Raw genomic sequence first — 18,903 nt, 5'->3', positions numbered from 1 at the left:
CCGAGCACTTGCCTCGGCGACGCGGCACGGCCACGACGGGCGCTTACCAATGGAATATGCGTCTCACGGTTTTCGGGACTGGGTATCTGGGGGCCACCCATGCCGCGTGCATGGCCGAGCTGGGCCACGACGTGGTCGGCGTCGACGTCGACCCGGGTAAGGTCGCCAAGCTCTCCGACGGGGTGACGCCCTTCTACGAGCCGGGCCTCGAGGAGGTGCTGCGCCGCAACCTCGATGCCGGGCGGCTGCGCTTCACCACCTCGTATCCCGAGGCGGCCGATCACGCCGACGTGCACTTCCTCGGCGTGGGCACCCCGCAGAAGAAGGGCGAATACGCCGCGGATCTGAAATATGTTCACGCCGTGATCGATTCGCTCGTCCCGCTGATCGAGCGGCCCTCGGTGATCATCGGCAAATCCACCGTCCCGGTGGGCACCGCGGCCGAACTGGGCGCGCGCGCTCGGGCCGCCGCGACGGCCGAGGTAGAGGTCGCGTGGAATCCGGAATTCCTGCGCGAGGGTTTCGCCGTCCAGGACACCCTGCGTCCGGACCGGCTGGTGCTCGGCCTGGACTCCGCGCGCGAGCGGGCCGACTGGGTCGCCGGACTGGTCCGGGAGATCTACGCGGAGCTGCTCGAGGCACAGGTTCCGTTCCTGCAGACCGACTTGGCCACAGCGGAATTGGTGAAGGTCTCGGCGAATGCCTTTCTGGCGACCAAGATCTCGTTCATCAACGCGGTCTCGGAGGTGTGCGAGGCGACCGGCGCGGACGTCACGGTCCTGGCCGACGCGCTGGGTTACGACGCCCGCATCGGACGCCGATTCCTCAACGCGGGCTTGGGATTCGGCGGTGGCTGCCTGCCCAAGGACATTCGCGCGTTCATGGCCCGCGCCGGTGAACTCGGCGCCGATCACGCGGTGGCGTTCCTGCGCGAGGTCGACAACATCAACATGCGCCGCCGGACCAAGGTGGTCGACATGGCCGCGAAGGCGTGCGGCGGCTCTTTGCTCGGGGCGAACGTGGCCGTCCTCGGCGCGGCGTTCAAACCCGAATCCGACGATGTTCGCGATTCACCCGCACTCAATGTCGCCGGAATGATTCAACTGCACGGCGCGGTGGTGAGCGTCTACGATCCCAAGGCTCTGGAGAATTCGCGGCGGGTATTTCCGACGCTGAATTATGCGACCTCCGTCGCGGATGCCTGCGATCGCGCGGATGTGGTGTTGGTGCTTACAGAATGGAAGGAATTCACCGCATTGCGTCCCGAGGATCTGAATCCGGTGGTGCGTTCGCGGTCGATCATCGACGGCCGCAACTGTCTCGAACGCGCCAGGTGGCGCGAGGCCGGATGGGTGTACGCCGGACTCGGCACACCGTAGTCTGGTAGCGGGGCAAGGTACAGTGGCCCGTACCGCGGACGTGAGTGACAACGGCTGGATCTCGCGTAGAACCCAGCTTGCGTAGCGGCCCGCGCGCACGTCGTGCAGTGTGAGACGAGATGGGCAGCAGATGAGTTCGGTATTGGGAATATCGGTGGGGGCGAGCGCCATTCGCGTTGCGCGTCCCCAGCCCGGTAATTCCGCCGAACAATTCGCACCGGACCGTTTCGATATGCGGGTCGCCGCGGTGGGGGAGCAGCCCGTGGAGGATGCCGCCGTCGAGGCGATCCTCGCCGCACTCGGTCCGGACATCGGCGCCACCGCGATCGCCTATCGCAGCGAACCGCATGCGCGGGCGGTGCGCGCGGCCCTCGCACGTCGGCAGGTCATCAATTACGAACTGGTGCCCGAGGTCGCGGCGGCGGTCGAATTCCTGCAGGCCAGTGGCGAATTGCAGGGGATGACCACGATCGCGCTCTACGATCTGGGCGGTGCGGGCCTGTCGGTCAGCGTGGTCGATATCGTCACCCGCCAGATCCACCACAGCGAGCGCACCAGCGATATCAGCGGCGACTATCTGGATTCGCTGATCCGCGAACAGCAGATCGCGTCCGGCCGCATCGCGCATCCGCCCGATCCCGAGGGGCTCGAACTGCTCGATCAACTGTGCCGCTCGGCCAAGGAACAGTTGACCGGCAGCACCGCGGTCGCCCTGCCGTCCGAATACGGGCTGGTGCTGTTGTCGCAGGAGAACTTCGACGCGCTGATCATGCTGGCCGTGGAGTCCTCGGCCCGGATGACGCGCGATGTGATCACCCGGTCCGAACGGTCGGTGCAGGCCGTCGTCGCGATCGGCGGTTGCGCGCAGATTCCGCAGGTGGCAAAGGTTCTGGAACGGTGGCTGCGGGTTCCGGTGCTGGCGCCGGCGCATCCGGAGACGGTGATCGCCCGCGGTGCTGCGCTGCTGGCCCGTCCGTCGCGGGCCGTCGCACAGGCGCGCGCGGCCTTCGAGGCCGAGACCGAGATACTGCCGGTGGTGCGACCCGACCGGTCGGTGCTCGGTGGTCGCGGCCGATCGCGTCGCGGGAAGCGGCGGATGATGTTCGGCGGCCGGGGAACACGGTCCGTCGCGGGCGAATTCGCGTCGGGCGGGATCAGCGCGCCGCGCGGGCTACGCGATCTGAGCGTGGCGGGAGTCGCGGTCGGCGCACTGGTCGTGGTCGCGGCGCTGGGTCTGGCCCTGGGCTGGGGTCCGCAAGTGCTGCAGGGCGATTCGCAGAGTACGAAATCGACCCGGAGCGCGGTGCCGACCAGCATCCCGCACACTTCCGCACCCAGCACGACGGTCACCCCGCCACCCGCCGATTCCACCAATGCCTCGGTGGCCCCGCCGCCGGAGTATCACCCGCGTTCGGAATCCCCCGCTCCCACCCGTCCCGGACCGAATACGATCATCGTCGTACCCGGACTGCCTGCCATCGTGGTACCGACCATCCCCCCGTTGCTGCCTCCGGCTCCGCATCACTGAACCGGCCGGATCCGTGCGCGGAGGCACCGTCGGTGGTCATTCGTCGTATTCGTTTGCGGACCAGTCTCTTCGGTAGTGGCGGCCCGACGTGTCGGTGTTCTCGGGTCGGCCGGACAGTCGCGGTCTGGGTTGCGGCGGGTAGTCGGGGGATTCGCCCGGATACTGTTCGCCGGACCATTGATTCGAGTAGGTGTCGCTCGCGTAGGGGTCGGCGGCGGGCCAGGGGTCGGGGTACGCCTGGCCGGAATGGCGGTTCGGCGCGGCGTCGGCGAACCAGTCGGGGGAGGAGTTCGCGCCGGTGTCGTAGGTGGGGTTCGTGTCGTAGTCCGGCGACGGTTCGGCGGACAGGCGGCTCCGGCGGGACCGGGGATCGGCTGTCGCGTCGGGTGCGGAATAGCCGGGTTCGGCCTGGTTCGGCCACTGGTTCGCGTACGGGTCGGGGCGCTGCACAGAGGGTTGTGAACCGGTGTGCGGCGGTTCCGCGCTCAGACGTCGGCGGGGCGCGGCGGGCTGCTCGCCCGAATACGGCTCGCTAGGTTGTTGATTCGCGGCCGGACTGCTCGCCCGGCGGCGCGGATATGACTCCTCGGCGCGGTTCGCGTACTCCTCGGGCGGCTGTTCGGTCGCCGCGGAACCGCTGCTCGCGGAATCGGTCTCGGGACGTCGCCGCGTCGCGGTCCGGCCCGGCCGCGTGGGCCGGTACTCCTCCTGCGAGAGACTGTGCAGATAGTCCTCGTCGTCCGAATCGGCTTCGGCCTCGGCACGTCGCTGCGGTTCGACCGCGCGTCGCCGCGGCCGGGCGTCCTGTCCGCGACGCGTCGGCCGTTCACCCGCGACGGCCTTCGCGGGCCGAGTGCGCCGGCGCGGGGGTTCGGGTTCGGATTTCAGCGAGAACGGCCGGGCCAGCAGGACCGCGATGACCGTGGTCAGCGGCACCGCCAACGCCAGGCAGATGCCGCCCACGGCGGATCGCACGATCTCGATGGCCACCGAATCGCCGGTGATCACATCACTCAGCGAGCGCCCCGCCACCGAGAACATCAGCAGCAGCGGCAGCGCACCGCCGGCGTAGGCGAGCACCAGCGTGTACACGGTACTGGCGATATGGTCCCGGCCCACCCGCATGGCGGCGGCGAAAACCTCTCGGCGCGTGGCCTTCTCGTCGATCGCGGCGAGTTCGAAGGCCGCCGAGGCCTGGGTGATGGTGACGTCGTTGAGCACACCGAGCGAGCCGATGATGAACCCCGCCAACAGCAGTCCGGTGATACTCACGTGCTGCACGTAGGTGGCGACGTTGGTGTTGTCCTCCTGGGACAACCCGGTCACATGGGTGATCTTCAATGCCGCCCAGGACAATACGGTCGCCAAGACCATCGCGCTCAACGTGCCCAGCAGCGCCGAACTGGTACGCAGATTCACCCCGTGCGCCAGATACAGCACCGCGTAGAGGATGATCGCCCCCGCCACCACCGCGACCGGAAGTGCGGGTTTGCCGTCCAGTAGCGCGGGCAACATGAACATGATCAGCACGACGAAGGCGAATACCAGCCCGATCACCGCGCGCAATCCGCGCCAGCGCGCCACCACGACGACCACCAGAGCGAAGATCAGTACGACCAGCGTCAGCGGGAAGCCGCGGGAGTAGTCCTCGAAGGAGTAGTTGGGCTGTCCGGTGGGATCGTTCTGCCGCAGGACCCGGATGTGATCGCCCTGATGCAGGACGGGCTGGCCGGGACCGGGTGCGATCTCCAGCAGGGTGTGATGACCTGTGGCCGGTCCGGATTCGATGGCGACCAGGCTGCGCGCGCAGACGTAACTGTTGTTGGGCGGCGGTTGCGGGGTTTCGGCGAACACCTTGCCGTTCGACTGGCTGCCGCAGGGGCCGGTGTCCTGCTTGGTCACCGTGCCGGCTTCGGTCTGCACCGCGCCGCCGCCGCCGTTCTGCATCGGCAGTGGAATATCGATGTGCTGATGACTCGGCCACAGCACCACCGCGCCGATCACCACGAGCACGCCGATGCCGGTCAACAGCCCGACGACGATCCGGGCCGCGGTGGCCCCGATCGCGATCGGACCGGAGTGGTCGTGGTGATGATGGTGGTCGCTCACCGGGCGAGCGTAAAGGATGGGACCGCGACCGGCACTGGCAGTGCTTCGGAGCTTTCCCGGCGGACGCGTCGAAAACCCGGACGTACCAAGCGAATCCGGCGAAATGCGAAGAGTGTGGGAGGGGCGGCGGAGAGCAGGGGGATGTCTCCGCCGCCCGGGGTCTCAGCGGCCCAGGGGGGTAGGCGGCTGAACCCGGGGCCGAGCGGCCCAGGGGGGTAGGCGGCTCGGCCGGGGCACTTTCGGTGCCGAAAACCACTGTACACAAACCGGCGATCTTTGCGCTAGTCAAGTCTTCAAAAACCCGACTTCTCGTACTTCCGGTCTGTTTTATGGGACGGTCACCCGATCGGGGGTTACTGCCGATAGCTCGCCAGGAAGTTGCCGAACCGCTCGATCGCCACCGCCAGATCACGCGCCCACGGCAACGTCACGATCCGTAGATGATCGTGCTGCGGCCAGTTGAAACCGGTGCCCTGCACCATCAGGATCTTCTCCTGCAACAGCAGATCCAGGACGAGTTTCGCGTCGTCGTGGATCTCGTGCACCTCGGGATCCAGCCGCGGGAACGCGTACAGCGCACCCTTGGGCTGCACACAGGACACACCCGGAATGGTGTTGAGCTTCTCCCAGGCGACATCGCGCTGCTCGAGCAGCCGCCCGCCCGGCAGGATCAGATCCTCGATGCTCTGATGTCCGCCCAGGGCGACCTGAATCGCATGCTGCGCAGGCACATTCGGGCACAGGCGGGTGGAGGCCAGCAGATCGATACCCTCCAGGAATCCGCTCGCATGCTCCTTCGGCCCGCTGATCACCAGCCAGCCCGAACGGTATCCGGCCACCCGATACGCCTTGGACAGGCCGTTGAACGTCAGACACAGCAGGTCGGGCGCCAAGGTGGCCAACGAGGTGTGCTTGGCGTCGTCGTACAGGATCTTGTCGTAGATCTCGTCGGCCAGCAGCAGCAACTGGTGTTTGCGGGCCAGATCGACCACCTGCTGCAACACCTCGGCCGAATACACCGCACCCGTCGGATTGTTCGGGTTGATGATCAGCAGCGCCTTGGTCCGATCGGTGATCTTGGACTCGATATCGGCGATATCGGGCTGCCAGCCGTTGGACTCGTCACACAGATAGTGCACCGGTGTGCCACCGGCCAGGCTGGTCATCGCCGTCCACAGCGGATAGTCCGGCGCCGGGATCAGCACCTCGTCGCCGTTGTTCAGCAGGGCCTGCATGGTCATGGTGATCAGCTCGGACACGCCGTTGCCCAGGTAGACGTCGTCGACGTCGAATTCCGGGAATCCGGAGACCAGCTCGTAGCGGGTCACGATCGCGCGCCGCGCGGACAGGATGCCCTTGGACTCGGAATACCCCTGCGCCACCGGCAGCGCCGCGATCATGTCGCGCATGATCACATCCGGCGCGTCGAAGCCGAACGGCGCCGGATTGCCGATGTTGAGCTTCAGGATCCGATGCCCCTCCGACTCCAGCCGTGCCGCGTGTGCGTGTACCGGGCCCCGGATCTCGTACAGAACGTTCTGAAGCTTCCTCGACTGCTCCAGAGGGCGCGGACGCTGCGGTGACTGGCTGGTAGGACTCACCCGTCCCATGGTGCCACCCCGGGCAACTGTGATTTCGCGCTGTGTCTTCGGCCTGCGCTTCGCTCCGGCGAGACGGGCCGCGAACTGTGAAGTAGGTCACAGTGCCGGATCGATGGGCAGCATCCCCCGAGCCGCACTCGATCCGCAGAACTCCTCGATCCGTTCGTCCAGCGTGCGGGCCTCGACCGTGGCCCGGAAACGCGGTCCGGCGATCCGGTGCCGCAGCCCGGTCAGGCGCTCCTCGAGCTGGGCGATGCGCTTGTCCTCCGCCAGCTCGAGCACCGGACGCACCGAATCCGCGGCACCGTCGAGACTGCCGTTGATCAGGTGCGCTGCCGCATTGTCCACCCGGGCCAGGGCTTCCGCGCCGTAGGAACGCTGTTCCTGCGGGCCGTTGGCGTACAGGTCGATGGCGCGATCGGTCGCGATCAGCGCCGGTTCGGCCTGGCCGAGATGGATGTAGGTGGCCCCGGCGTAGTAGTGGCTCTTGGGTTCGTCGAATCCGAAGACGCCGCCCATCTCGTCGTGCAGTTCGTCGGCGCCGGATCCGGCGCGGGCCACGTCGGCGGCGCGGATACAGCGCTCGGTATCGCTGATCGAACCGAGTTTGGACCAGATGCGCGCCTCGATATTGAGCAGTCGCACCTTCGCGGTCACCGAATCCGCGTACTGCTGCCCGCTCTGCGCCAGTTGCACCGCGCGGCGCGGGCGTTCGGACCAGTACTCGATCAGCGCCTGCATGCCTCGGGTCCAGGCGCGTAATCCGTTGTGCCCGCACAATTCCGCATAAGCCCAGGCCGCGCGGGCCTGCTCGCCCGCGGCGTCGTGATAACCCAGATCGGTACTGGCGTTGGCGAGCAACCCGGACAGGGTGCCGGCGAGCAGATACAGATGACCGGTGTCCGCGGGACTCTGATGTCCCTCCAGGAACCGGTACACCCGCCGGCGCACCCGCAGCATCTCGACCATCATCGGGACCGGCGAGGCGTGCACGTAGGCGTTGGCGATGCGGGTGACGTCGGCGTCGAACTGCTCCAGTGTGGTGGCGCCGATATTGGTGGACTCGGCGCGTCCGGCATGCTCGCTGGCTTCGTGGGCGGCCGCCATGATCAGATCCCTCTCCGAAATCGTTCCCGACGCATCACCTCTCATCGCACCGTTGTCGACGAGTGTCAGCAGTTCCGCGTCGCTCGAGTACTGGGCGCGCGCCGAATCATCCGGCCGCGCATCGAATTCAGGTGCGGGCCGATCGATGAGGGGCTGATCGATCATGGCCGCGAACCGTGCCCGCACAACCTCGTCGGACCTGGCCAGGGAGGTGTCCAGCGCGGCCTGGTTGACGGGCCGGGGGTGGACACGTGTGCCCCCGGCCTCCCATTTCGAGACCAGTCGTTCGTGTACACCCAAATGGGCAGCGAACTCCCGGATACTCATCCGCTTGGCATCGCGGAGGGCACGGGCTTCCCTGCCAGACCACTGCCGGACCACGATGTCACCCTTTCCACACGAACTTCGAACTCCAGAGTACGAGCGCGAAGTGATCACGGCCACAGCCGAAATCGAGCTGGTATCGGGGAAACAGCAGGTCGGGTGTCAAAGGCAGTGGAAGGGCAGTGCAAGGCGAGTGAGCGGGCGTTACCTCGCGGGCACCGTTCGCGGGAACCTTGGAGGGACCGAGGGAGTTCGCCGTGAACGTCGAGAAACTCAGGACCGCTGAGGATTGGGTCGCGTTGTACCGGTACGAGTTCGCCCTGCCGGTGATCGAGCGCGGCGGATACGTCATGTTGCCGATCACCAGCCGCATCGGCGTTCTGCATCTGCCCACCGTTCGCGCCGAACGGGTCAGCGAATCCCTGGTCGAGGAAGGTATGTCCGCTCCGGTTCTGGCCCGTCAGATCCGCTGGAGTTTCGTGGTCACTCCGGACGATCCGCCCGGGCCGCAGGTCGTGGACGTGCTCAACCGCATAGATATCGGCATTCCGGCCATCGGCAGTGCGATCATGCTGCCGACCGGCCTCGGCCGCTGGACCCGGGAGGGCTGCCACTGGGTGGTCCCGCCGACCGGCGACGACACCACACTCCCACCCCTGTCGGCCGTCATCACGACAGCGTTGGCGGTGGGTGGCGGCGAGGACTGACCGCAGACCGGTCCTCGCCGCCCCGCACCGGGTCCGCCCCCATTTCACCCGGCAGTCGACGGGGGCGGGCCCGGCCATGGGGCCTGCTCGTTCTCCCGCACCGAAATCTCTTGGACGCCACGGCGAGCGCGGATCGCCGAGTACGCGACCGTCCGGCCGGGGCGCCGCCGCCGCCCGCCTTCTGCTCCTACGAGTCGTGGTCGGGGTCGCCCACAGGCTGTGGATCGATGTGGATGCATCGCGAGCGGGCGCGTCCGGGTGCAGAATCGTGGAACGCCGAAGGGGCGTGGCCGAGATCGGCTACGCCCCTTCGGTTGTCGGGAGTCGGTCAGTTCTTGCGGCCCGGAGCCTTCGCTCCGGACTTGAAGCCCAGGCCCCCGGGCTTGGCGGTCGGGGGCCTGGGAGCGCCGTTACCGGACGACTCTGCCTCGGTGGATGCGGACTCCGCTGCAGCCGAGGAGGATTCGCCCGCAGTCTCGGCAGCCGGAGCAGTCTCCGCGGCCGGGGCCGCTCCGTCGGCGGACGGAGCAGGCGCCGCCTCCGCAGCCGGTTTCGCCGCGCCGGGGGCCTTCGGTCCGGGGCGTTTGAATCCGGACTTCATCGCCAAGCCCTTGGCGGCGACCGTCGGCTTGGACTCCGATGCGGCCGGAGCCGATTCGGTAGCCGCGGACTGCTCGGTAGCCGCAGCAGATTCGGCCGGGGTGGATTCGCCTGCCTCGGAATCACTTCCGGCAGACTTCGCGCCGGGAGCCTTGATGCCGCCCTTCATGGCCAGACCCTTGCCGCCGGGGGCCTTGGCAGCGCCCTTCATCGACAGGCCGCCGGGCTTGGCCGCGGGTGCGGCGGGAGCTTCCGCGGCGGATTCGGTCTCGGCCGGAGCGGGTGTCGCCTTGGCCCCGGGTGCTTTCGCCGCGCCCTTCATCGCGAGTCCCTTGCCGCCGGGCGCTTTCGCCGCACCCTTCATGGACAGGCCCTTGGCGGGTGCGGGAGCCGCCGGAGCTTCGGCCGAATCCGCCGCAGCCGCAGCCGGTTCGGCCTTCGCGCCGGGCGCCTTGGCCGCGCCCTTCATCGACAGTCCGCCACCGGGGGCCTTGCCGCCACCCTTCATGGACAGTCCGCCGCCGGGCGCCTTGGCCCCGCCCTTCATCGCGAGTCCGTTGGGGGCAGCGGGTTTCGCCTCCGCGGCGGCAGCGGGTTCCGCGGCCGGTGCCGCCTCCGCAGCAGGTGCGGCGGGCTCGGGTTCCGGCTCGGCCTTGGGCTCCTGGATCACCGTCAGGTTCTGCGACAACGTCGCCGGTTCGACCCGCTCGATGGACTGCAGCATCAGCTGCGCCACATCGACCACCTCGACGCCCTGGCCGACCTCGCCCGAATCCTTGCGCGCGGTCACGCCGTCGGTGAGCATGACGCGGCAGAACGGGCAGCCGGTGGCGATCATCGACGGCGAGTTGCCGCCGTCCAGCGTCGAGAGTGCCTCGTCCACCCGGTCCAGGTTGATCCGCTTACCGAGCTGCTCCTCCATCCACATGCGCGCGCCACCGGCGCCACAGCACATGGAACGTTCGCCGTGCCGCGGCATTTCGGTCACCGTCGCGCCCGAGGCGCCCATCAGTTCGCGGGGCGCGTTGTAGATCTTGTTGTGCCGGCCCAGGTAGCACGGGTCGTGGTAGGTGACCTTCTCCGACACCGGCTTGACCTGCACGAGCTGCTTCCCGCGCACCAGGCGGTTCAGCAACTGGGTGTGGTGCACGACCTCGTAATTGCCGCCCACCTGCGGATATTCGTTGTTCAGCGCGTTGAAGCAGTGTGCACAGGTGACGACGATCTTCCGCTTGGACTGCTCGATACCCTCGAACACCGAGTTGAACGTCTCGATGTTCTGCATGGCCAACTGCTGGAACAGGAATTCGTTACCCGCGCGACGGGCCGAATCACCGGTGCAGGTCTCCTCCTGACCGAGCACCATGAACTTCACGCCCGCGGTGGCCAGCAGTTCGGCGACCGCCTTGGTGGTCTTCTTCGCGCGGTCCTCGTACGCACCGGCGCAGCCGACCCAGAACAGGTACTCGTAACCGTCGAAGCTGTCGGCGTCCTTGCCGAACACCGGAATGTCGAAGTCCAGCTCGGAGATCCAGTTGAGCCGGTCCTTGGCGTTCTGACCCCAGGGGTTGCCCTTGTTCTCCAGATTCTTGAACAGGCCCGCCAGCTCGGACGGGAACTCCGATTCGATCAGCACCTGGTAACGACGCATATCGATGATGTGGTCGACGTGCTCGATATCCACCGGGCACTGCTCGACGCACGCGCCACAGGTGGTGCAGCTCCACAGCACCTCGGGATCGATGATGCCGTTCACATCCTGCGCACCGACCAGCGGCCGCTCGGCCTCGGTCCGCGCCGCCTCCGAGATCTGCGCCAGCGCGGCCTCGTTCGGCTTGCCCTCGGCATCGACCAGGCCGATCTCGTCCCCGCCCATATCCTTGCGGCCACCGGCCAGCAGATACGGCGCCTTGGCCTGTCCGTGGTCGCGCAGCGACATGATCAACAGCTTGGGAGACAACGGCTTACCGGTGTTCCACGCCGGGCACTGCGACTGGCAGCGACCGCATTCGGTGCAGGTGGTGAAGTCCAGCCAGCCCTTCCAGGAGAAGTCCTCGACCTTGCCGACGCCCAGGGTGTCGTTGTCGGGATCGATCTCCTCCATGTCCAGCAGGGCTTTGCCGTTGGACGTCATCGGCTTGGCCGCACCCAGCGCGACGCCGCCGTCGTCCTCACGCTTGAAGTAGATGTTGAAGAACGCCGCGAACCGGTGCCACGCCACACCCCAGTTGATGTTGCGGCCGACCAGCAGCAGGAAGGTGCTGCCGGACACCATCTTGACGAACGCGAACACCGCGACCAGCGCCACGCTGCTGGGGAGCAGCTTGGCCACCTGCATGGTGAAGAAGTCGGTCCACGCGGTCGACTCGTGATAGGTGGCGATCTTGCCGGCCTTCACCAGGACCATGCCGATGCCTTCGATGAACACGATCGCCTCGATCGCGTAGGCCGCGCCGAACGCCGAACCCGAGAAGCGGGACAGCCGGGCGGGCACCCGGGGGTGGTTGAGCTGGCGAATCACGATCAGCACCAGGATGCCGATCACGGTCGCGATGCCGAGCAGCTCGTCCATGAAGTGGTAGATGTGCCAATTGCCGAAGATCGGCCAGTGGAACTCGGGATCGAAGGTCTGCCCGTACGCCTCGAAGTACAGGATGAACCCGGCCAGGAAGCCGATCATCACGAGCCAGTGCGCCCAGCCGACGGTCCGGAACTTGACCATCCGGGTGTGGGCCAGGAACTCGACGATCATCGTCTTCAGGCGGGGCAGGAACGGCCGCCAGCGGTCCGGTGCGGATTGTCCGAGCCGGATGGCACGGACCATCTTGCCGACGCCGCCCAGGAATGACGCCCAAGCCAACAGGCTGAACACCACTCCGATCGTGCCCAGCGTCACTGTCAGGGCATTCATGTCGCGACCTTCCTTCGGTTCAACGAGCATCGGCGGCAGGGCTGTTGCCGCCAGGGTTGTCTCGCATACTAACTGCCAGTAAGTTACCCGCCGGTAACTTAGCTGTCCACTCTATGATCGCAAGCTGATACGCCCCAGCGTGCCGGGGCTCATGGGCCCTCGTGTGTGAGTCGGCTCACGTACTGTCCTGGGCGTTTGCGGTGATGTGAATCGGTATAACGGTAAATCCCGGCAATTTCGCCTCCGGGGAAGGACACGCGTACCCCAAATGGTGGGAAATGGATGTCGCTTCCGGGGGACCGTTCGATTAGGCTCAGCGCGTCCTGCTTGCTGTGTAAATCTCCACTCTGCTCGGGGAGGGTTCCCGTAGGCCGCGCCCATCGGCGGTACCGATGTGGCAGCGACTCGAGGGATGCGTGAGCTCTCGCGGAGAGGAGGCACACCGCGGCACCCGTTGATGATTGGAAAACCGAATGAAGTTCCGCACCGCTACCGCGGGCGCCGCACTGGTCATCGGTGCGATGACCGCCGCTGTCGGTACCGCGCACGCCGCCCCCGCTCCGAAGCCGGCCGCAGACGCGATCGACTACTCGGTCAAGCTGGTGGACAAGGCGGTAGTGGCCACCCTGCAGGGGGGAACCTTCCAGGTGGTGCAGAAGCCCGGCGCGACGCCGCAGGCAAAGCCACAGCAAATTATCAATGTCAAAAACAAGGCCGGAAAAATCGCTATGGAAATGCCGGTGGATTACCGCATCTCCGGCGTGCAGATTCCGGTCGTGCCGGTTGTGAAAGAGAACGGCAAGGTTCTGCAGCTGACGCCGCAGAAGCCCGCCGGCGCGAAAATCACGAAAGAGACCGTGGTCCCCGAGCCGATCGCATCGGTGCAGGCCAACCCGGGCGTCGTAGCGCAGGCCGAGCCGAAGGCCGCGTCGAACACGACCTCGCAGGCCAAGCCGAGTGCCGCGCCGCAGGCCAAGGACATCGCCTCGCCGCAGGAGGACAACGCCGCGATGACCGACTTCGCGACGAAGTTCGGCCTGGCCACCGGTATCGGCAGCTTCGTGGGCATGGCCATCGGCGCGGTCGTCGGCTGCATCTTCGGTCTGCCGCTGTTCGGTGTGGGCTGCATCGCCGGTATCCCGATCGGCGCGACCCTCGGCGGCATCGTCGGCACCATCGCCGCCGGTGGTCCGACCCTGGTCGCGGCTGGTATGGATCTGATCAGCACGCTGCAGAAGCCGGCCGGTAAGACCAAGTGGGCGCAGGCGGTGGGCGTCAGTCCCACCACGTCGGCGGCGCACAAGTAATTCCGAACACACCGGCCCGCTCGCCTTTTCGGCGAGTGGGCCGGTGTCGTATATCCGCCCGTGGCGGTAAGCCCGGCCCGATGCGGCCCGTTCGGCTAAGATCACGGCCGAAACTGATGAGGGATTGGAATACCGAATGACGTTCCGCAGAAGCGCTGCTGCGGCGGCCCTGGTCATCGGCTCGATGACCGTCGCGCTGGGTACCGCGCACGCCGATCCTGCAACCGCCCGGCCGCAGATCGAATATTCGGCCGCGAAGGTCGGGAAGACGGTCGTCACCAAGCTGAAGAACGGCACGTTCCAGCTGGTCGACAAGCCCGGCGAAACACCCGGGCAGACTCGGCGGGTCGTGAACGTCAAGGATTCGGCCGGGGCCGTCGCGCTCGAACTGCCGCTGGACTTCCGGGTGTCCGGGGTGCGGATCCCGGTGACCCCGGTATTGCGCGCGGACGGCCGCGAACTGGATCTGACCCCGGTCCGTCCCGCCGGAGTGGATCTGAGCAAGCCGATCGCGCCCCGGTTGGTCGGCGCGACCGTCGCCGGCAAGCCGCTGCAGGCCCAGCCCGTCGCCTCGGCGGTCGAGAATCAGCGCGCGTTCAACGATGTCGCGACCAAGGCCGGTCTGGCCTTCGCGGTCGGCGGTCTGATCGGCGCGGTGATCGGCGGTCTGGTCGGCTGCGTGCTGACGTTCTGGATCGTCTGCATCCCCGGTCTGATCCTGGGCGGGATCGGCGGCGGCGTGCTGGGCACGATCCTGGCGGGCGGTCCGTCGCTGAATCAGGCGGTCATCGAGCTGCAGAACACGTGGAAGGCGAAGGACGGCACCACCCAGTGGGCGAATCCGGGTCGTTGAGCGGTTCCGGCTCAGTGCGGTAGTTCGAGGCGGCCGCTGAAGGACGCCTCGCCGAGATCGCGTCCGCGCATGGCGAAAGATCGCTCGGTGATCATGAATTCGCCGTTCTCCCGGACCAACAGCACTGTGCTGCACCGGGTTCCGTGATCGGTGCTGGGGATGAACCGCGCCGACACCGTGCGCTCGCGTTCGAGAGGCAGTCCGGTGGAAGGCAATTCGTCGTCGGGTGCGATAGTCCGGTCCGCCAGGACGGTGAAACAGCCGTCCACATCACTCGGATCGTTCGCGATGACCGCGGCGAGGTCGCGTAGCCCCTCGCGCACCTTCGGCCAGGCCGGTGCGTCGGTATCGGTGCGAACCACGTTGTCGCGCAGGCTGTCCACCGAACCCAGCAGTGCGCCGTTGGACAGTCCGTGCAGGCCCGGGGGAAGCTCGAGCGGAGTGTGCGCGCTGCGATTGCTGTGCCACCACAGCGTCTGCAGATCCGAGACGATCAGGTTGTAACCGTTGTAGTCGTCCGGTGCGTCCGCCACCGCGGTGAGGAACTTCTTCGGCGCGATCTCACCGCGCAGGAAATCCATCAGCAGCGCACCGCGCGAACGCACATCGGTGCGATCCTCACCCGGTCCGCGCACATTCGTCACCGCCGCGAACCGATGCGCCTCGCCCATCAATCCGAGCCAGGTCCCGGGGATCGCGGCTCGCGCCCCCAGATCCCGCCCCGCGAGCAACCCCGCCACCTCGGGCCACCGCCGCATGGATTCGGTGGGGCGGGTGTAGAACTCGTCCCGGTTGGCCGCCACGATCAACCGATATTCCGGGTGCGCCCGCCACGCCGTCAAAACCAGACACATGCTGTACCTTTGGCCTCCGCTTCGCTCCAGCGGGGCCGAGGCCCCCTGAGGCTCGATTCTTCCCTCCCTCCGCTCCCCCGCTTCGCTCCTGGCGCTCCGGTCAGTCCAGAATCGACCCGGGGGCCACGGCCTTGGAGTTGGCGTTTCCTCGGGTGGACGGAATTCGGTGACCTCGAGGTGTGCCGTCTCTGCTGGAGACGCGGTCGGTCCGCCACGATCAGGCACATATATTCAGAATGCCGGATGTCCCAGGATTCCGTAACTGTCCGGCACCGCCGTTGAGCTGCCAATCGGTTCGGCAGTGCAGCATGCGAAAGGGCCGACAGCGTTGTGCTGTCGGCCCTTTCGGCGGGGAGATCAGTTGGTGCGCAGGCGCAGGCCCGGGTTGGCGGACAGGACCGCGCTGAGGGGCTGAGCGAACAGCTGCGGGGCGTTGCCGGTGAGGGCGCCGATCAGGTTGGGGATCTCGCAGATCGGGTAGTCGGCCACCGACGACGCGCTGGACACGCCCAGCGCCTTGGTGCCGGACACCAGCGGGCCGCCGGAGTCACCGGGCAGGGCGCAGATGTTCGCGGAGAACGAGTGCTCCAGGTTGTGATCGCCGACCTGGACCTCCTGGTCGACCGCGCTCACCACACCGCAGCTGAAACCGGTGCGCGAACCCGACTTGCAGACCGGTGCGCCGACGACCGGATTCGCGACGCCGGTGATCGCCAGCGGCGCCTGACCCGGAACACGAACCAGGTTGTTGCTGAAGCGGTTCCGCGCCGCGCTGTTGATCGCGACGATCGAGTAGTCCTGTGCGCCGAGCACCGACTTCTGGAAGGTGCCCAGCTGCGCACCCAGGTGCTCGCCCGGCGCGACCTCGTACATGGCCGGGGCGTTCGCGGTGCCCGCGGCGGGGATGTTCGGGTCACAGTGACCGGCGGTGATGTTGACGACGTTGCCGCGGCTGTCGGTGCCGTTGAAACCCGAGGAGCAGATCAGCTGCATCTTGCCCGCGACCGAGGCATACGCGTCACCGGCGGCGACCTGGGTGGTGCGCATCTGCCCCGCGACGGCCGAAGCCTTGGCGATATCGGACTGCTGCGGGCCGGTCGGCGCGGCGGCCATCACGATCACCCGCGCCGGATCGATGAATCCGGGCATCGGCAGTCCGGCCTTGTCGACCCGGACCGCGAGCGCGTTGTTCACGGTGTCGATCACCGCGCCGCGCACCTTCTCCGAGACCGACTTGGGCTGTCCGGACAGCCACTGCTGGAAGGCGTTCTTCTCGCTGCGCAGCGCGGTCTCGGTCTTGGCGACCTGCTTGACCTGGTATCCGGCCGTGGTGGCGGCCTTGCTCGCATCGTCGTGACCGGCGCCGGGAGCCAGCGCGATCACGGCCTTACCGGCGTCGTTCAGCCAGGCGCCGGCGAAGGTCTGCGGGTACTCCCGCTGCGCGGTGGTGGCGAAGTCGCTCACGTGCTGTGCCAGATCGGCCCGGTGCAGGTACTCCTGCGGGGAGATCTTCAGATCCCGCTGCACGGCCGTGGCCAGGTCGACCGGCAGATTCGGCGTGGGAGCCTTGGCCGGATCCGCGGATGCCGTTGCCGCGAGCGGGCCCAGGACCAACATCGCCGCGGAGGCGGCGACCGCAGCATTGCGGAAACGGTTGCGCGAGCCGCGGCGGGCAGCGCGCGAGGGCAGATGGCGTGGCAGGAGCATGTGCCGACTATATGGGTTTCGCACTCTGATGCCTACTTATCACGTCGGGTAATCGGCTGCGCGGGGACGCACGCCGAAATCGTTCAGAAGAAATTCACGGACAATCCACACTTATCCGGCATTCGGGCGTACCCGGACCGAGATCCCCGAGCCGAGCCCGCCGCCGGACCTGGCGTCGATATCGGCGAGGATCGACCGGATCGGGATACCCAGTGAGGCCGTGCCGCCGTACTGTGCGAGATCGATATTGGCCGCTTTGCAGTCCGGTGCGTCGGCCGCGTTCGAACCGCTGGTGATGCCGAGAGCAAGCGTACCGGTCACGATCGCGCCGCCGCTGTCGCCGCCCAGCGTGCACGCCGAACTGGCGAAACCGCGCACGGTCTTGGATTCGCCCTCCGCGGTGTACAGCTGTGTCTCCACCCGGTCCGCGACGACGTAGCCGCAGGTGAATGTCGAGGACTGTCCGGACTTGCACACCGGTGCGCCGGTCACCGGCTCGGCGGTACCGGTGAGGGTGAGCGTGGTGCCGTTCGCGCCGCGCACCGAGGGCTTGTCCATCCCGGCCTTCACCGCGCGGTCGGTCAGCTTGATCACCGAGTAGTCCAGGCCGCTCGACCCGCCCAACTGGGCGTTCACGAACGAACCCGCCTGCGGGCTCGACTTGAGGTTGCGCGGATCGGGCACCCACACCCCGGCCTGCTGATTGCCCTTGCCCAGATTCGGATCACAGTGTCCCGCACTGATATTCAGCGCCGTGCCGTGCGAGTCGACGCTGTTGAAACCGAACGAGCACACGTCGACGGTCTTGAGCTGGGAGTCGTTCAGCGAGGTGGGCGCGCTGATGTAGGTGTCCCCACCCATCGGGTGGTGGTCGACCGGGCCGCCGGCGTCGGGGGACAGGATCACCTTCACATTGGCGATCAGCGTCGGCAGGTTCAGCAGATGTCCGGCCGGTGTGTTGGCGACGGTCAGCACCAGCTGGCTGTTCAGGAAGTCGATCGCCACCGAGTTGATCGCCGAGGAGACCTGGCGGGGCAGGGTGTTGATCCACTGGGTGAGCTGATCGAGCGAGCCCTCCAGTTTGTCCGCCGAGATCGGGGCCAGCCGGGTCTGATATCCGGCCGAGGATGCGGTGTGAGCGGCCTCGAGCGAGGTGACGGCCATGGTCGGTTTGCCGTCCCGGGTCATCCAGGCGCCGGCGAACTGCTCCGGGTGCGCGGACCGGAACTGGCGGGCGTAGTCGCGCAACTGCTGGGCCTTGGCGGCGCGATCGAGGTACTGCGCCGGGGTCATCTTCAGATCGCGTGCGATGGCCTGCACCAGCGTGGGCGGTAACTGATCGGCTTTGAGCTGCGCTGCCGGGGCGGGTGCGGCACTGGCGGTTGTGGTACCGAGCAGGGGACTCAGGAGCAGGGTCGAGGCGATTGCGACGGTGGAAGCTTTGACCGTTGCGCGACGGCCCGTCAACTTGCGCATGAAGTCCCTTCGTAAGGCACCCGATCGTGCCGGTAGATCCGGGGGCCGTGTTTCGTTGCGCGACAACGACCCTCGCTCTGCTGCCGACCGCACCCTCCGGCCGACGCCGGATTATTACGGTCAGCGCATCACTTTAAGGCACAAACGCGCGAAGTTCGCTATGAACCGATCATGGAATGTTCGCGGACGGGAAACCGTAGGTCGGCGGCATCGGGAACGTCGGGTAGGGATCGAAAGTGTATGGAAAGTACGGCGATTGGCTCGGTGTGGTGTACCAGGGGTCGTTCGGGTCGGTGGTGGCGCTCGGCTCCGTGGTCGGCGTGCCGGTCGGCGCGGAACCGGGCGGGGTCGTGGCCGGCGGCGCGCTGCTCGGCGGTGGCGGAACGGCGGTGCGCCGGACCGGAGGCCGGGGGACGACCGTGGCCGGGGCGCGCGTGGTG

General features: G+C 67.2%; 12 protein-coding genes and 1 pseudogene. 6 read left to right on the top strand and 7 right to left on the bottom strand.

All coding sequences use genetic code 11. The annotated features are described in order from the left end of the window. Positions 1-56 precede the first annotated feature (56 nt). A complete protein-coding gene (locus tag ON40_RS32095) occupies positions 57-1,379 on the top strand; it encodes a UDP-glucose dehydrogenase family protein (RefSeq protein ID WP_040828833.1) in 1,323 nt (440 codons plus the stop codon). Between the two features lie 130 nt (positions 1,380-1,509). Further along, positions 1,510-2,907, top strand: coding sequence for a DUF7159 family protein (locus ON40_RS32090; protein ID WP_063713133.1), 1,398 nt, complete (start codon positions 1,510-1,512; stop codon positions 2,905-2,907). 858 nt (positions 2,908-3,765) lie between these two features. Here ON40_RS32090 and ON40_RS54910 read toward each other — a convergent pair. The 3 genes and pseudogenes from ON40_RS54910 to ON40_RS32075 all read right to left on the bottom strand — a co-directional run. Then, positions 3,766-5,016, bottom strand: a pseudogene (locus ON40_RS54910) (YibE/F family protein); the annotation flags it as partial. Between the two features lie 353 nt (positions 5,017-5,369). Further along, a complete protein-coding gene (locus tag ON40_RS32080; RefSeq protein WP_040828832.1) occupies positions 5,370-6,626 on the bottom strand; it encodes a pyridoxal phosphate-dependent aminotransferase in 1,257 nt (418 codons plus the stop codon). An 87-nt stretch (positions 6,627-6,713) separates the two neighbouring features. Next, positions 6,714-8,051, bottom strand: a complete 1,338-nt coding sequence (locus tag ON40_RS32075; RefSeq protein ID WP_083896082.1) for a helix-turn-helix domain-containing protein — start codon at positions 8,049-8,051, stop codon at positions 6,714-6,716. Between the two features lie 254 nt (positions 8,052-8,305). On the opposite strand from ON40_RS32075, the gene ON40_RS32070 reads away from it, so the two are divergent. Then, positions 8,306-8,755, top strand: coding sequence for a hypothetical protein (locus tag ON40_RS32070; protein WP_040828829.1), 450 nt, complete (start codon positions 8,306-8,308; stop codon positions 8,753-8,755). A 328-nt stretch (positions 8,756-9,083) separates the two neighbouring features. Here the strand turns inward: ON40_RS32070 and ON40_RS32065 are convergent, their stop codons facing one another. Then, positions 9,084-12,266, bottom strand: coding sequence for a (Fe-S)-binding protein (locus ON40_RS32065; protein WP_040828828.1), 3,183 nt, complete (start codon positions 12,264-12,266; stop codon positions 9,084-9,086). Positions 12,267-12,787: 521 nt separating this feature from the next. Between ON40_RS32065 and ON40_RS32060 the strand changes: the two genes are divergently transcribed. Then, on the top strand, positions 12,788-13,573 hold the full coding sequence (locus tag ON40_RS32060; protein WP_085997843.1) for a DUF8020 domain-containing protein: 786 nt from the start codon (positions 12,788-12,790) through the stop codon (positions 13,571-13,573). A gap of 136 nt (positions 13,574-13,709) precedes the next feature. After that, entirely contained in the window at positions 13,710-14,426 is a 717-nt protein-coding gene (locus ON40_RS32055) for a DUF8020 domain-containing protein (RefSeq protein WP_040828826.1), read from the top strand. A gap of 11 nt (positions 14,427-14,437) precedes the next feature. Here ON40_RS32055 and ON40_RS32050 read toward each other — a convergent pair whose 3' ends face one another. From ON40_RS32050 to ON40_RS32040, 3 genes are all read right to left on the bottom strand, one after another. Further along, entirely contained in the window at positions 14,438-15,280 is an 843-nt protein-coding gene (locus tag ON40_RS32050; protein WP_040828825.1) for an NRDE family protein, read from the bottom strand. A 357-nt stretch (positions 15,281-15,637) separates the two neighbouring features. After that, positions 15,638-16,987: a S1 family peptidase gene (locus ON40_RS32045; protein WP_051193830.1), complete on the bottom strand. Its 1,350-nt coding sequence runs from the start codon at positions 16,985-16,987 to the stop codon at positions 15,638-15,640. Positions 16,988-17,098: 111 nt separating this feature from the next. Continuing rightward, positions 17,099-18,463: a S1 family peptidase gene (locus ON40_RS32040; RefSeq protein WP_040828824.1), complete on the bottom strand. Its 1,365-nt coding sequence runs from the start codon at positions 18,461-18,463 to the stop codon at positions 17,099-17,101. Between the two features lie 236 nt (positions 18,464-18,699). On the opposite strand from ON40_RS32040, the gene ON40_RS32035 reads away from it, so the two are divergent. Next, a partial coding sequence (locus ON40_RS32035) for a hypothetical protein (protein ID WP_040828823.1) occupies positions 18,700-18,903 on the top strand: 204 nt, incomplete at its 3' end.

The organism is Nocardia jiangxiensis NBRC 101359 (assembly GCF_000308615.1).
GTDB lineage: Bacteria > Actinomycetota > Actinomycetes > Mycobacteriales > Mycobacteriaceae > Nocardia > Nocardia jiangxiensis.
This window is presented reverse-complemented; position numbering and strand designations above follow the sequence as displayed.